The organism is Paracoccus broussonetiae, from assembly GCF_031854425.1.
In the GTDB taxonomy this organism is placed as follows: Bacteria; Pseudomonadota; Alphaproteobacteria; order Rhodobacterales; family Rhodobacteraceae; genus Paracoccus; species Paracoccus broussonetiae.
Map to the genome: position 1 here is coordinate 1 of NZ_JAVRQI010000024.1, position 13,872 is coordinate 13,872.

At 65.2% G+C, this 13,872-nt stretch carries 15 protein-coding genes and 1 pseudogene; 14 read left to right on the forward strand and 2 right to left on the reverse strand.

What is annotated here, in order from left to right; genetic code table 11:
- Window positions 1–284: 284 nt before the first annotated feature.
- The gene (dusA, locus tag RM190_RS21645; protein WP_311761560.1) at window positions 285–1,289 is read left to right on the forward strand and encodes a tRNA dihydrouridine(20/20a) synthase DusA; all 1,005 of its coding nucleotides are present in this window, start codon (window positions 285–287) and stop codon (window positions 1,287–1,289) included.
- Window positions 1,290–1,302: 13 nt separating this feature from the next.
- On the opposite strand, the gene mazG is transcribed toward dusA, so the two are convergent.
- The gene (gene mazG, locus RM190_RS21650; protein WP_311761561.1) at window positions 1,303–2,142 is read right to left on the reverse strand and encodes a nucleoside triphosphate pyrophosphohydrolase; all 840 of its coding nucleotides are present in this window, start codon (window positions 2,140–2,142) and stop codon (window positions 1,303–1,305) included.
- A 201-nt stretch (window positions 2,143–2,343) separates the two neighbouring features.
- Here mazG and yajC point away from each other — a divergent pair, with 201 nt between their 5' ends.
- From yajC to RM190_RS21705, 11 genes are all read left to right on the forward strand, one after another.
- On the forward strand, window positions 2,344–2,676 hold the full coding sequence (gene yajC, locus RM190_RS21655) for a preprotein translocase subunit YajC (RefSeq protein ID WP_311761562.1): 333 nt from the start codon (window positions 2,344–2,346) through the stop codon (window positions 2,674–2,676).
- Between the two features lie 13 nt (window positions 2,677–2,689).
- Entirely contained in the window at window positions 2,690–4,354 is a 1,665-nt protein-coding gene (gene secD / locus RM190_RS21660) for a protein translocase subunit SecD (protein ID WP_311761563.1), read from the forward strand.
- Between the two features lie 12 nt (window positions 4,355–4,366).
- Window positions 4,367–5,353, forward strand: a complete 987-nt coding sequence (gene secF, locus RM190_RS21665) for a protein translocase subunit SecF (RefSeq protein ID WP_311761564.1) — start codon at window positions 4,367–4,369, stop codon at window positions 5,351–5,353.
- On the forward strand, window positions 5,353–5,709 hold the full coding sequence (locus RM190_RS21670; RefSeq protein ID WP_311761565.1) for an Mth938-like domain-containing protein: 357 nt from the start codon (window positions 5,353–5,355) through the stop codon (window positions 5,707–5,709). The genes secF and RM190_RS21670 overlap by 1 nt, the downstream gene beginning before the upstream one ends.
- On the forward strand, window positions 5,706–6,338 hold the full coding sequence (gene ccmA / locus RM190_RS21675) for a heme ABC exporter ATP-binding protein CcmA (protein ID WP_311761566.1): 633 nt from the start codon (window positions 5,706–5,708) through the stop codon (window positions 6,336–6,338). Before RM190_RS21670 ends, ccmA begins: the two co-directional genes overlap by 4 nt.
- Window positions 6,335–6,991: a heme exporter protein CcmB gene (gene ccmB, locus RM190_RS21680; RefSeq protein ID WP_311761567.1), complete on the forward strand. Its 657-nt coding sequence runs from the start codon at window positions 6,335–6,337 to the stop codon at window positions 6,989–6,991. The genes ccmA and ccmB overlap by 4 nt, the downstream gene beginning before the upstream one ends.
- Window positions 6,992–7,046: 55 nt before the next feature.
- Entirely contained in the window at window positions 7,047–7,772 is a 726-nt protein-coding gene (locus tag RM190_RS21685) for a heme ABC transporter permease (RefSeq protein ID WP_311761568.1), read from the forward strand.
- Window positions 7,769–7,912 carry a heme exporter protein CcmD gene (gene ccmD, locus RM190_RS21690; RefSeq protein ID WP_311761569.1) on the forward strand — a complete coding sequence of 48 codons (144 nt, stop codon included), beginning with the start codon at window positions 7,769–7,771 and terminating at the stop codon, window positions 7,910–7,912. Before RM190_RS21685 ends, ccmD begins: the two co-directional genes overlap by 4 nt.
- Before the next feature lie 13 nt (window positions 7,913–7,925).
- Complete coding sequence (locus RM190_RS21695) at window positions 7,926–8,444, forward strand: DsbE family thiol:disulfide interchange protein (protein ID WP_311761606.1); 519 nt, start codon at window positions 7,926–7,928, stop codon at window positions 8,442–8,444.
- A gap of 119 nt (window positions 8,445–8,563) precedes the next feature.
- The gene (hisC, locus tag RM190_RS21700) at window positions 8,564–9,670 is read left to right on the forward strand and encodes a histidinol-phosphate transaminase (protein ID WP_311761570.1); all 1,107 of its coding nucleotides are present in this window, start codon (window positions 8,564–8,566) and stop codon (window positions 9,668–9,670) included.
- The gene (locus RM190_RS21705; RefSeq protein WP_311761571.1) at window positions 9,667–10,605 is read left to right on the forward strand and encodes a prephenate/arogenate dehydrogenase family protein; all 939 of its coding nucleotides are present in this window, start codon (window positions 9,667–9,669) and stop codon (window positions 10,603–10,605) included. Before hisC ends, RM190_RS21705 begins: the two co-directional genes overlap by 4 nt.
- Here the strand turns inward: RM190_RS21705 and RM190_RS21710 are convergent.
- On the reverse strand, window positions 10,602–11,636 hold the full coding sequence (locus tag RM190_RS21710) for a DUF2125 domain-containing protein (RefSeq protein ID WP_311761572.1): 1,035 nt from the start codon (window positions 11,634–11,636) through the stop codon (window positions 10,602–10,604). The genes RM190_RS21705 and RM190_RS21710 overlap by 4 nt on opposite strands.
- A gap of 90 nt (window positions 11,637–11,726) precedes the next feature.
- Here RM190_RS21710 and RM190_RS21715 point away from each other — a divergent pair, with 90 nt between their 5' ends.
- Window positions 11,727–12,320, forward strand: coding sequence for a gamma-glutamylcyclotransferase (locus RM190_RS21715; RefSeq protein ID WP_311761573.1), 594 nt, complete (start codon window positions 11,727–11,729; stop codon window positions 12,318–12,320).
- A gap of 249 nt (window positions 12,321–12,569) precedes the next feature.
- Window positions 12,570–13,463: pseudogene (locus RM190_RS23485) on the forward strand (hypothetical protein); the annotation flags it as partial.
- Window positions 13,464–13,872: the final 409 nt, after the last annotated feature.

The window sequence follows — 13,872 nt, forward strand, 5'->3', positions numbered from 1 at the left end:
CAAAGGGCACCGACGTCGACCAGCCGCGAAACCTCGCTAAATCCGTTACCGTCGAGTAGCGGCCTTGCTCCCGCGGGCGCGGACCCCATTTTCCAGAGGTTCCCGCCGTCTCGCATTTCGCAAGGCCATGCTGTATAGACGCCGCGCGCCGCCCTTTCCGGGCGGTGTTCGCCATTGATCGATGCCCAGGTTCTCCTTTGATTCGGAGATCGCGGGATGGCGATGGAATCCGACGACAACCAGCAAGGGCAGGGCCAAGTCAGAGGCCGAAAACAGTGTTCAACATGGCCGATACAGTGAACTTCCCGACCCTGAACGACAGCGCCAGGTTGTCGGTTGCCCCGATGATGGACTGGACCGACAGGAATTGCCGGGTCGTTCATCGCACCCTGTCGCGGCGCGCCCTGCTTTATACCGAGATGGTGACCGCGCAGGCTGTGATCCACGGGGACCGTGGCAGACTTCTGGATTACTCGGCGGCCGAGCATCCTCTGGCGTTGCAGCTTGGCGGTTCCGAACCGATGCTGCTCGCGGAAGCCACGCGGATTGCGTCCGACTGGGGCTATGACGAGATCAACCTGAATGTCGGCTGTCCCAGTGATCGCGTGCAATCAGGCTGTTTCGGGGCGGTCCTGATGACCATGCCGCAACTCGTGGCTGATTGCGTGCAGGCGATGATGCGGGCGACCACGACCGAGATCACGGTGAAATGCCGTATCGGCGTCGACGACCAGATCCCCGAGGATGTGCTGCCCGCCTTTGTCGCGCTGATGCGCGACAGCGGGGTCCGACGCATCGCGATCCATGCCCGCAAGGCCTGGTTGAAGGGATTGTCCCCGCGCGAGAACCGCGAGATTCCTCCGCTCGACTATCCGCTGGTCCATCGCATGAAGGCAGAGTTTCCGGACCTGCATCTTTCCATCAATGGCGGCATCGCCTCGCTTGACGAGGTTCGTGGGCACCTGCAGGTCATGGATGGCGCGATGGTCGGGCGCGCGGCCTATCACCAGCCTTGGGACATTCTCGGCACTGCAGATGCGCTGTGGGAAGAGGAGCCCGCCTTCACCGATCCGCTCGATGCGGCTTTGGCTTTGCGACCGGTGATCGACCGCCATCTGGCCGAAGGGGGGCGCCTTCACCAGTTCGGCCGTCACATGCTGGGGTTGTTCCACGGCCGCCCCGGGGCGCGCAGCTGGCGGCGGCTTCTGTCCGAGGGCGCGTCACGTGCGACCGACCGAACCGAGGCGCTGGCGGTCTATGACGCCGCGCTGGCCGAGGTTCGGGGCTGAGACCGCCGGGCCGTCAGGCCCGTTCGGCCGCCTTGGCTTCGTTCCACAGCGCGTCCATCTCGGTCAGGTCACTGTCCTCGGGGCGACGACCGCTGGCAGCCAGGGCCGCCTCGACCGAGCCGAAGCGGCGGGTGAACTTGGCGTTCGCCAGGCGCAGCGCCTCTTCGGGGTCGATGTCCAGATGCCGGGCCAAATTCGCCATGACGAAAAGCAGGTCGCCGAATTCCTCGGTCAGATGGGCGTGATCGCCGCTGTCCCGTGCCTCGACCAGTTCCGCGGTCTCTTCCTGGATCTTTGCCAGAACCTCGGCCGGGCCGGGCCAGTCAAAGCCCACCCGCGCGGCGCGGTTCTGCAACTTCAGCGCGCGAGTCAGGGCGGGCAGTCCCAGCGCCACGCCGTCCAGCACGCCTTTTTCGGCTTTCGCCGCGCGTTCCTTGGCCTTGATCGCCTCCCAATCCTTAATCTGCTGTTCGGCAGACTTGTCGCGGGATTCGTCGCCGAACACATGCGGGTGACGCGAGATCAGCTTGTCCGACACCGCTGCGACCACGTCGGTGAAGTCGAACATCCCGGCTTCCTCGGCCATCTGGGCGTGGAAGACGACCTGAAGCAGCAGGTCGCCCAACTCTCCGGGCAGTTCGTCCCATGCTTCGCGGGCGATAGCATCGGCGACCTCGTGCCCTTCCTCGATGGTGTAGGGGGCGATGGTCGCGAATGTCTGCTCGACATCCCAGGGGCAGCCGGTCTCGGGATCGCGCAAAGCCGCCATGATCGCCAGAAGCCCGGCAATTCCCGTATCAGGGACCGCCGCGATCCGCTGTGCCAATGCGCCAAGCGCAGCATCCTGAGCCATGGTTCATCCCTTTCTGGTCCGCTTTGCCCTGACCTGCCACAACGGCGGCGGGCTGTCCACGCAAACACCGGTGACAAACCTTTCGGCAACTGGCGCACACGTTATCCCGCAGTTTCTTGCCAACCCACCGGCACATGGCTACGGTGCGCGCCAATTCCGCCGGGGGATCTCCCGGAGAATGATCAGAGAAGGGATCAACCCATGTTCGTGACCCCCGCCTATGCACAAGCGGCTGCCGCTCCGTCGGGCGCTGCCAGCCTTGCTTCTTTCCTGCCGCTGATCCTGATCTTCGTGATCATGTATTTCCTGATGATCCGCCCGCAGCAAAAGCGCGCGAAAGAGCATCGTGCCATGGTCGAGGCGGTGAAGAAGGGCGACGAAGTCATTACCCAGGGCGGCCTGATCGGCAAGGTCACCGCGGTCCGCGAGAACGAGCTTGAGGTCGAGATCGCCCCCGGCGTCAAGACGCGCGTCGTCCGTTCGTCGATCACCGGCGTGGTGAACCGCACCGCCCCCGCCACCGCGAACAGCTGAGGCCGACTGCCCGATGCTTCACATCCCTGCCTGGAAACGCGTGCTGATTCTGGGGCTGATTGCCCTGGGTCTGCTTTATGCGATGCCGAACCTGTTCTACTCGCGGGTCGAATCGCATAACGATGCCATCGCCAACATGGAACGCACGGGTGTCGAGGCACCCGAAGACCTGGCCGCCCGCGCGGGCTGGCCAAGCTGGCTGCCCTCGGGGCTGGTCAACCTTGGCCTCGACCTTCGCGGCGGCGCCCATCTTTTGGGCGAGGTTCATGTCGCCGATGTCTACAAGGCACGGATGGATGGCCTTTGGCCGGAACTGCGCGACGCCCTTGCGGCGCAACGCGACACCTTGGGCTCGATCCGCCGCGTCGCGGGCGCGCCCGATCAGCTGACGGTCGAGATCGGCAATGCCGACCAGATTGCGCGCGCGGTCGAAATCGCGCGCGGCATGGCGACGCCCGTCACCTCGATCAGCGGGGCAGGGCATACCGACCTTGACGTCAAGGGCAGCGGCAACCGACTGGTCGTCCAGCTGTCAGATGCCGAAAAGGCCGCCAGCGATGACCGCACGGTCCAGCAAAGCCTTGAGATCATCCGCCGCCGTATCGATGAGGTCGGGACGCGCGAGCCGACGATCATGCGCCAGGGCAAGGACCGCATCCTGATCCAGGTGCCCGGCATCGGTTCGGCCGAGGAACTGAAGCAGCTAATCGGCACCACCGCCAAACTGACCTTCAACCCGGTCGTGGGACGTGGCACCGATGCCAATGCCCGCACCGCCGCGGGGCAGGTCGTGCTGCCGTCGATGGATGAGCCGGGTGTCTATTACACGCTGGAACAAAGCCCAGTCGTCACCGGCGAGGATCTGACCGACGCGCGGCCCAGCTTCGACCAGAACGGCCAGCCCGCGGTCGATTTCCGGTTTGGTCCCTCGGGCGCCAAGCGGTTCGGGGCCTATACCTCGTCGAACATCGGCCAGCCCTTCGCCATCGTCCTGGACAACCAGGTGATTTCGGCCCCGGTCATCCGGCAGGCGATCACCACCGGCTCCGGGCAGATCTCGGGCTCGATGAACGTCGATGCGTCGACCCGCCTTGCGGTGTTGCTGCGCGCGGGCGCGCTGCCGGCCGAGATGACCTTCCTGGAAGAACGGACCATCGGGCCGGAGCTGGGGCAGGATTCGATCGACGCCGGGCGGCTTTCGTCGATCATCGCGACGGTCGCGGTCGTGGCCTACATGATCGCAAGCTATGGCCTGTTCGGCGTTTTCGCCTCGATCGCGGTGACAATCAACGTGATCCTGATCCTGTCGGTCATGTCCATGATGGGGGCGACGCTGACATTGCCTGGCATCGCAGGGATCGTGCTGACGGTCGGGACCGCGGTCGACGCGAACGTCATCATCTATGAACGCATCCGCGAGGAATTGCGCCGCGGCAAGCGCGTGATGAAGGCGATCGACGATGGCTTCAACGAGGCGATGAGCGCGATCATCGACGCGAACGTCACCTCGTTCATCGCAGCCATGGTAATGTTCTTCCTGGGCTCTGGCCCGGTCAAGGGCTTCGCTGTCACGCTGACCATCGGTCTTGTCACCTCGGTCTTCACCGCGATCTTCCTAACGCGCCTGATGATCGTGTTCTGGCTTGAACTGCGCAAACCCAAAGAACTCATTCTGTAAGGGGGCAGAAATATGGCATTCCGTCTGAAACTGGTCCCTGACGAGACCCACTTCAACTTCTTCCGCTGGCAATGGCTGACTTTCGGCGTGTCGGCGGCGGCCATGGTCGCCTCGGTCATCATCACGCTGGTGATGGGCCTTAACTTTGGCATCGACTTCAAGGGCGGCACCACGATCCGGACCGAAAGCCCGACCGCGTTCGAGGTCGGCGACTATCGGCAGGCGCTGGAGAAGCTTGACCTTGGCGACGTGCTGATCACCGAGGTCTTCGACCCCAGCTTCGGCACGACCAAGCATGTGGCGATGATCCGCATCGGGACAACGGACCAGACCGGCTCGGTCACGCCAGAGCAGCTGAACGAGGTCCACAGCGCGCTGCAGACCGTCGATCCGCAGATCGCTTTCGCCGCCGTGGAATCGGTCGGTCCCAAAGTCTCGGGAGAACTGATCCTGACCGCGTTCTACGCGGTGGGTGCCGCCACGATCGCGATCATGTTCTATATCTGGCTGCGGTTCGAATGGCAGTTCGCACTGGGCGCCGTGGTCTCGATCCTGCATGACGTGCTGCTGACGGTCGGCATCTTCTCGCTTCTGCAGCTGAAGTTCGACCTGACGACCATCGCGGCCTTGCTGACGACGCTGGGCTATTCGGTGAACGACACGGTCGTCGTCTTCGACCGGCTGCGCGAGAACCTGATCAAGTTCAAGACCATGCCACTGATCGACGTCATGAACCTGACCGTCAACGAAACGCTGTCGCGCACGGTGATGACCGCCGTGACGACTGCGCTTGCCCTGACGGCCATGTATGTCTTCGGCGGTGACGTGATCCGCGGCTTCGTCTTCGCGATGCTGTGGGGCGTGTTCGTCGGTGCCTATTCGACGGTCTATGTCGCCAAGAACATCGTGCTGTGGCTGGGCGTCAAGCGTGACTGGTCCAAGCCGGACCGCAAGGAGGCCAAGGACGAGATCCCGGCCGCCTTCAGGGACGCGCCCTGATGTCGGCGATGACGCCCACGGAATTTCTTGGGGTCGTGCCGGTCGACGGCTATGGCCCCGGATTCTTCCGGGTCGGTGGCGTGGTCCATCACGGCGCGATCCTGGTCACGGCTGAGGGCGTGACGCCCTGGGCCGGGCTGGAGGATACGGCACCGCTTCTGGCTTTGGCCGGCAAGGTCGATGTCCTGTTCATGGGAATGGGCACGGACGTGGCCTTTCCGCCCGCCGCGCTGCGCGATGCGCTGGACGCGGTCGGGATCATGGCCGAGCCGATGAACTCTCCTTCGGCTGCGCGCAGCTATAACGTCACGCTGGCCGAGGGCCGGCGCGTCGCCTGCGCGCTGCTTCCCGTATGAGCCTGCTGGCAGTCCGTGACCTTGCAATAGCTCGGGGCGGGCTCTCAGTGATCGAGGGGCTGGACTTCACCCTTGCCCCGGGCGAGGCGCTGGTCCTGCGCGGCCCGAACGGCGCGGGCAAGACCACGTTGCTGCGCACCTTGGCGGGCCTGCAGCCGCCGCTTTCGGGTCAGATCGACTGCGAGCCGGACCAGATCGCCTACGCCGGGCATTCGGACGGGTTGAAGCCCGCCCTGACGGTCGCGGAAAACCTGAACTTCTGGAGCGCGGTTTTCGGCGGTTCCGCGATTGGCCCCGCGCTCGCCGCAATGAACCTTGCCGAACTGGCCCCGCGGCCCGCGCATCGCCTGTCCGCCGGGCAGAAACGGCGGCTGGGGCTGGCCCGGCTGATGGTCACTGGCCGGTCGATCTGGCTTCTGGACGAACCGACGGTCTCGCTGGACACGGCCTCGGTCGCGCTGTTCGCGGCGATGCTTCGCGGGCATCTGGCCAACGGCGGAGCGGCTCTGGTCGCAACACATATCGACCTGGGCCTTGTCGAGGCGCGTGTGCTGGACCTGTCCGGCTTTCGCGCGGATCCTGGTCGCAAGGCTGCGCGGCCTGCGGGCTTCAACGAGGCCTTCGCATGAACGCGCTTCTGTGGCGGGATCTGCGGCTTGCGATGCGCGCGGGTGGCGGGTTCGGTCTGGGCGTCGCCTTTTTCCTGATCGTCTGCACGCTGGTCCCATTCGGCGTTGGTCCTCAGGGCGGGACGCTTGCACTGATCGCCCCCGGCATCCTGTGGGTCGGCGCGCTGCTTGCCTGCCTGCTGTCGCTGGACCGCATCTTTGCGCTGGATCACGAAGATGGCAGCCTTGACCTGCTGGCCACCGCGCCCCTGCCGCTTGAGGGAGTCGTCGCGATCAAGGCGCTGGCCCATTGGCTGACCACGGGACTGCCGCTGGTGGTCTTCGCACCCGTCCTGGGGGTTTTGCTGCATTTGCCGGGAACGGCGCAGGGTTGGCTTCTGCTGTCGCTGCTGCTGGGAACACCCGCGCTGTCCATGCTGGGGGCTTTTGGCGCAGCGGTGACGGTCGGGCTGCGCCGGGGCGGCCTGCTGCTGTCGCTGCTGGTCCTGCCGCTTTACATTCCCACCCTGATCTTCGGGGCCGAGGCGGTGCGACGTGGTGCCACCGGCGCGGATCCCGTGACACCCCTGGTCTTTCTGGCCGGGATCACCCTTGCCACGCTGGCCGTGATACCCTTTGCTGCTGCCGCAGCGCTGCGGGTCAACCTGCGTTAGGCACGAAGCAAAGCAGAAGAGGGGGGCGGGACGCCCCGGAAGCAGGAAATCAGCCATGTCGATCTGGGAATACGCAAATCCCGTCAAGTTCATGCGAAGCTCTGCCGCGCTGCTGCCATGGGTCGTGGCGGGGGCGGCGATCTGCACGACCGTCGGTCTGGTCTGGGGCTTCCTGACGCCGCAGGATTACCGGCAGGGCGCGACCGTGAAGATCGTCTTCCTGCATGTGCCGGCCGCGCTGATGGCGATCAATATCTGGCTGATGATGCTGGTCGCCTCGATCATCTGGATCGTGCGCCGCCACCATGTCAGCGCCTTGGCCGCCAAGGCCGCCGCGCCGGTCGGCGCGGTGATGACCCTGATCGCGCTGATCACCGGGGCGATCTGGGGGCAACCGATGTGGGGGACATGGTGGGAATGGGATCCGCGCCTGACCTCGTTCCTGATCCTGTTCCTGTTCTATCTGGGCTATATCGCGCTCTGGGAGGCGGTCGAGGATCCTGACAGCGCCGCAGACCTGACCGGTGTGCTTTGCCTTGTCGGCTCGGTCTTTGCCCTGCTGTCGCGCTATGCCGTCAACTTCTGGAACCAGGGGCTGCATCAGGGCGCGTCCCTGTCCGTCGCGCCGGGCGAACGGATGTCCGCTGTCTATCGCTATCCGCTTTACCTTTCGATGCTGGGATTTTTCCTGCTGTTCCTGGCGCTGCTGCTGATCCGCACCCGGACCGAAATCCGCCGCCGCCGTCTTGCGGCCCTTCTGGCACGGGAGAACCGGACATGATCGACTTCGGCAAGTATACCGCCACTGTGCTTGCGGCCTATGGCATCAGCCTTGTGCTGCTGCTGGGCATCATTCTGCAAACCTTGCGTGCCAATGCGCGCGCGCGCCGCGAACTTGAGGAGCATGAGCGCCGTGGCTAAGATCTCCCCCTTGATGGTTCTTCCGCCGCTGGTCTTTGCGGGGCTGGCAGGCATGTTCCTGTGGGGCATGGGCCGCGACAACCCCGAAGAGGTTCCCTCGGCGCTGATCGGGCGAGAGGCGCCGCCGGTCGGCGTGGAAACCCTGCCGGGCAAGACCCAACTGACGGATGAGATGCTGCGCCAGCCGGGCGTGAAGCTGGTGAATTTCTGGGCCAGCTGGTGCCCGCCCTGCCGGGCCGAGCATCCGACCCTGACCGAGCTGTCGAAGGACATTCCCGTCTATGGCATCGACCTGAAGGACCCCGAGGCGAACGCCTCGACCTTCCTGGCCGAGCATGGCGACCCCTTTCATGCGCTGGCGACTGATCCCCGAGGTCGGATCGCCATCGACTGGGGCGTGACCGCGCCGCCCGAAACCTTCATCATCGATGGAGAAGGGCGGATCCTTTACCGCCATGCCGGCCCGCTGGTGCGCGAGGATTACACCAACCGCTTCCTGCCCCAGCTGGAAAAGGCGCGCGCGGCGCAGTAGCGGCCAGAAATGGCCGGGAAATGACGGTTGCAGGGGCGCCAAGCCGCCCCTGCCGCGCGTTCTGTCTTTCCAAGCTTCGTTGCCGGGGCTAATACGTCGGGGCTTGCAAGAGGCCAGACATGTCGCAGAACCAATCGACCATCGCTCCGCAACCCGGGATCATGGAGATCGCGCTTTACCAAAGCGGAGCCGCCCATGTGGCGGGGATCGAGAACGTCATCAAGCTTTCCTCGAACGAAAATCCGTTCGGGCCATCGGACAAGGCGCGTGAAGCGGTCGTGCGCGCGGCGCATTCGCTGCATCGCTATCCTAATACCGACCATGCCAGCCTGCGGGCCGCGATCGGCGACGTCCACGGTCTGGACCCCGACCGGATCATCTGCGGCGTCGGCTCGGACGAGATCATCCACTTCCTGTGCCAGGCCTATGCCGGGCCGGGGGATGAGGTCCTGTTCACCGAACACGGCTTCCTGATGTATCGGATCAGCACCAATGTTGCCGGAGCAACTCCGGTCCAGGTGGCCGAGCGTGACCGCGTGACCGATGTCGATGCCCTGATCGCAGGCGCGACCGAGCGCACGCGGCTGATCTTTGTCGCGAACCCGAACAACCCGACCGGCACCATGGTCGGTCTGCCCGAACTTGAGCGCTTGGCCCGTGCCGTACCGCACGCCATCCTGGTCGTCGATGCCGCCTATGCCGAATATGTCGAGAATTACGACGGCGGTGCCGATCTTGCGACGCGGCTGCCCAATGTCGTGATGACGCGCACCTTCTCGAAGATTTACGGGCTGGGCGGGCTGCGCATCGGCTGGGGCTATGGCCCGCGCGAAATCATCGACGTGTTGAACCGCGTCCGCGGTCCGTTCAACCTGTCGGCGGCGGCGCTTGACGCGGCCGAGGCTGCCGTGCGCGACCGCGATCACATCGCCCGCTGTCAGGCCGAAAACGCCAGGATGCGGGCGTGGCTCGCCGAGGCTCTGGCGGAAAAAGGTGTTGCGTCAGATACTTCCTGCGGCAACTTCATCCTTGCGCGCTTTGCGGATACTGCGACGGCGCAAGCCTGCGATGCTGCCTTGAAAGCCGAAGGGCTGATCGTTCGCACGGTCGAAGGCTATGGCCTTCCTCATTGCCTGCGCATCACAGTCGGCGACGAGGCCTCGTGCCGGCGCGTGGCCCATGTCATCGGCAGGTTCATGGCCGAGCGGGCCGGGGTTCCCGCATGACGCCAATCTATGACCGCGTCGCGCTGATCGGGCTGGGCCTGATCGCGGGCTCGATGGCCATTGCCATGCGCGAGCAAGGGCTGGCGCGGGAGATCGTCGGCCATGCCCGCAGCGCAGAAACGCGCCGGGTAGCGTTGGAGATCGGGCTGGTCGATCAGGTTTTCGAAACCGCAGCCGAGGCGGTTGCGGACGCCGACCTGATCGTTCTGGCGGTTCCGGTTGGAGCGATGGCGGCCGTGGCCGAAGAGATCGCCCCGCATCTGAAACCCGGCGCGACCGTGACCGATGTCGGCTCTGTCAAGCAAGCGGTGGTCAGCGCGGTTGCCCCCCATATTCCCGAAGGGGTCCATTTCATACCCGGCCATCCCTTGGCCGGGACCGAACATTCCGGCCCGCGCTCAGGCTTTGCCACGCTTTTCCGCAACCGCTGGTGGCTGTTTGCGCCCTTTCCGGGTGCCGACGAAGTCGCGATCCGGCGGCTTGAAGGTCTGGTCGAGGCGATGGGCGCCAAGACCGAGCGGATGGATGCCGCCCATCACGATCTGGTTCTGGCCGTCACCAGCCACACGCCCCACCTGATCGCTTATACGATGGTCGGTGTCGCCGATCACCTGAAGCGCGTCACGGAAAGCGAGGTCGTGCAATATTCCGCGGCGGGCTTCCGCGACTTTACCCGTATCGCGGCCTCGGACCCAACGATGTGGCGCGATGTGTTCCTGCAGAACAAGGACGCCGTTCTCGACATCCTCGGCCGGTTCACCGAAGAGCTTTTCGTGCTGCAACGCGCGATCCGCATGGGCGACGGCGACCATCTGTTCGACTATTTCACCCGGACACGCGCGATCCGCCGCGGGATCATCGAGGCCGGGCAGGATACCTCGGCCCCCGATTTCGGCCGCAGCCAGACCGGGGCCGAGCAGAAGGCTGAAGGCTAGGGGCGCAGGCGCGGGGCGGCGCCAAGCGGGATCGGGCCAAGGCTCATCCTGCCCTCGGAAAAGGTCAGGGGCAGGCGCAGCTCGCCTTCTTCGGCATCGGGAACGGGGGCTCCGGCTTGATCCGACAGTGCGACCGGCATGGCCGAAACCCGGCGCATCATGGCTTGCGCCAGCGGCACCGCGCGCTTCGGGATCATCCCGGCTTCTGCCGCAGCATCAAGCATCGGGATGGCGTCGCTGGTATAGATGGCCAGTGCCCCTTGGGCACGGCCCTGCGAGTCCGCGTCCAACCTGCCCAAGACCCGCGCGGACAGGGCGCCGACATGCAACTCGGCCCGGTCAATGCGCAGTCCCGTCATCATTGGGGAAGGCAGCGCGGCCATGGCGCGTGGCGTCGGCACCTTGTCCAGCCAGAACCGGCCTTGCCCCTCGAACGAGATCCGGTCCTCTGGCTCCAGCGCTCCGGTCAGGGTGGCCAGCACGGGCAGCGCCTTTGGATCCAGCCCTTCCAGCTTCCAGTTGACGTCATATCCGGCTTGGCTGCTTGCGGGAGCGCTGGGGTCAACGGGAACCGCATTCGCGGCAATATTCGCGGATTGGGCAAACGGCGCGCCATCCAGCACAAGGTTCGACGTCGCGACGTTCACCTCGCCGGGGGCCAGCCCCGCCAACGGCTGGAACCGGGCCGTGACGCTGGGGGGATCGAAGGTCAGTTCATGCGTGCCATCCGGCTGCTCGATGGTCGCCTTTCCGGGCAGACCGATGCGTGCGGTAAAGGGGGATAGCGGCTCGATCCACAAATCCGCCGAATCGAGCCTGACCGCACCATTGGAGATAGCGGCGACGGGGCCGGTGACATGGGCCCCGATCCGCAGCGGTTGGGGCGGCGTGTCGATGCGCTCCGCCGAAAACGCCTGTCCCTGTGCCTCCAGCCTGCGCAGCTCGCCCACGATCAGGTTTTCGGCAACCACGCCAGCGCCCGCCAGCATCACGACGACAAGGACCAGCCAGATCAGGGATTTGCGCATCATTTGCCTTTCCATTCGGACCGCTTGGATCGGCGGGCATCCTGCCCTAAGTTCTTGGTCAGAGAAAGAGAGGCGGCGCAAGCTGGCGGATGCGTGAAGGAACGGCTGGAATACTGGGTCTTTGCCTATGGGTCGCTGATGTGGGATCCGGGTTTTCCCGTCGCCGAGGCGGTCGGCGCGCGGCTTGCGGGCTTTGCCCGCCGATTCTGCCTGCGCTCGGTCGTCTATCGCGGGACCGAGGAGGCGCCGGGGCTGGTGCTGGGGCTGGACGCCGATATTGCGGCCAGCTGTCAGGGCTTGGCGCTGCGCGTGGCCGCTCCAGATTGGCCCGAGGCGTTGCAGGGGCTGCGCGCCCGCGAGCTGACGACCAACGCCTATGAGGAGCGCATGCTGGCCGTGACGCTTCAGGATGGGCGCGAGGTAGAGGCGGTGGCCTATGTCACCCGGCCGGATCACGTCCAGTATGCCGGCGCATTGAAGCTTGAGGAACAGGCCCGCATCATCGCCGTTGCGCGTGGCGGCCGTGGGCCGAATGCGGATTACCTGTTCAACACCACGTTGCATCTGGCGCAGATGGGGGTCGAGGATATCGATCTTGACGCGCTGTCCCGGCAGGTCCGCTGCCTGATCGGGCCGCGGGAAGATGCCGGGGACGACGCGGAAAACGACGCGGAACCGCCTGCTTAAGTCTTTACGGGCAAACGCTTCTGAACCGCTTGCATCGTGCCGCGCCGCCCTTACACTTGGCCGCGGATGAGCGAGAAGGGGGCGGCATTGTCGCAGGCAGAGACCGAAGACAGGAACAGTGCCGCCGAGCCCCCGGGCGGTGGGCGCAAGGACCGCGCGACCCGGCTTTCGGCCACGCGTGCGGCCCGCGGCGATGGGCGCAACGCGGCCGAGCCCTATTTCTCGCAGCCCGTGCGACAGGTCGTGCTGATGCTGATCGTGCTGGCGCTGGTGACGGTGGGCGCGTGGTTCGCCTATGCCCAGATCAAGCCGGTATTCGCCGCGAATCCGTGGCTTAACGGGGCAATCCTGTTCGTCTTTGCGCTTGGCGTTCTGACCTGCTTCTGGCAGGTGGCCCAGTTGATCAACTCGGTCAGCTGGATCGAGAGTTTTGCCGCAGGCAAGCTGGGCTATGCCCGGCAGGATCAGGCCCAGACGCAAGGCTATGCCGCCCCCCGCCTGTTGGCCCCGCTGGCGGCGCTGCTTGGATCGCGCGGTCCCATCGGGACCACGATCTCGACCGAGTCGGCACGCTCGATCCAGGATTCGGTCGCGACCCGTATCGACGAAGCCCGCGACATCACGAGATATCTTGGAAATCTTCTTATTTTCCTAGGTCTTCTGGGCACTTTCTACGGTCTTGCGACAACAGTGCCCGCCATTGTGGAAACCATCCGCACCCTCGCCCCGGAACAGGGCGAATCCGGGGTCGAAGTCTTCGACAAGCTGATGCACGGGCTGGAAACCCAGTTGGGCGGCATGGCGACCGCGTTCTCCAGCTCTCTGTTGGGGCTTGCCGGGTCTCTGGTCGTGGGCCTGCTGGAACTGTTTGCCAGCCATGGCCAGAACCGCTTCTATCGTGAGCTTGAGGAATGGCTTTCCTCGTTCACGCGCATCGGAATGGCGGGTGGCGAACAAGGCTTGGACCAGGCTGCGCTGGCAGAGTTCCTGGGCGCGATGGGCCTGCGCGTGACCGACCTGCAGGAATATTACCTTGAACGCGATACTCTGCGCGATCAGGAGGCCTCGGATGCCGATACCCGGTCGATGGCGCTGGCGGCAGGGGTCGAACGCCTGACCGCGCTGATCCAGTCGGACCGCGATGCGCTTGGCAGCGAACTTGCGGCCGAACGACGGGCGCAAGCGGACAGCCACCGCCGCCTGAGCGAGATCCTTGAGCGTCTTGCGGACGGGCAGGAGCGGCTGACCGATGCGACCACGGCCGTTGTCTCGGAGAGCACGCGGGTCGAGAACCTGACAGTGGGGCTGGACCGGGCCTTCGATCGACTGGCGGATGGACAGGAACAGCTTGTGGCGCTGGCGCGGAACGGCACCCATGCCCGTCTGCCTGATGAATTCTATGATATCGTTGCCCGCATGGCTGAGGGACAGCAGCAGGTCGCCTCGCTGATGTCACAACAGCAGCCGCCGGGCGATCGCGACCTTGACGGTGCCCATCTCGCTGCGCTGACCCGCGCACTGTCGCGGCTGACGGACGGGCAGGCGCGGCTGG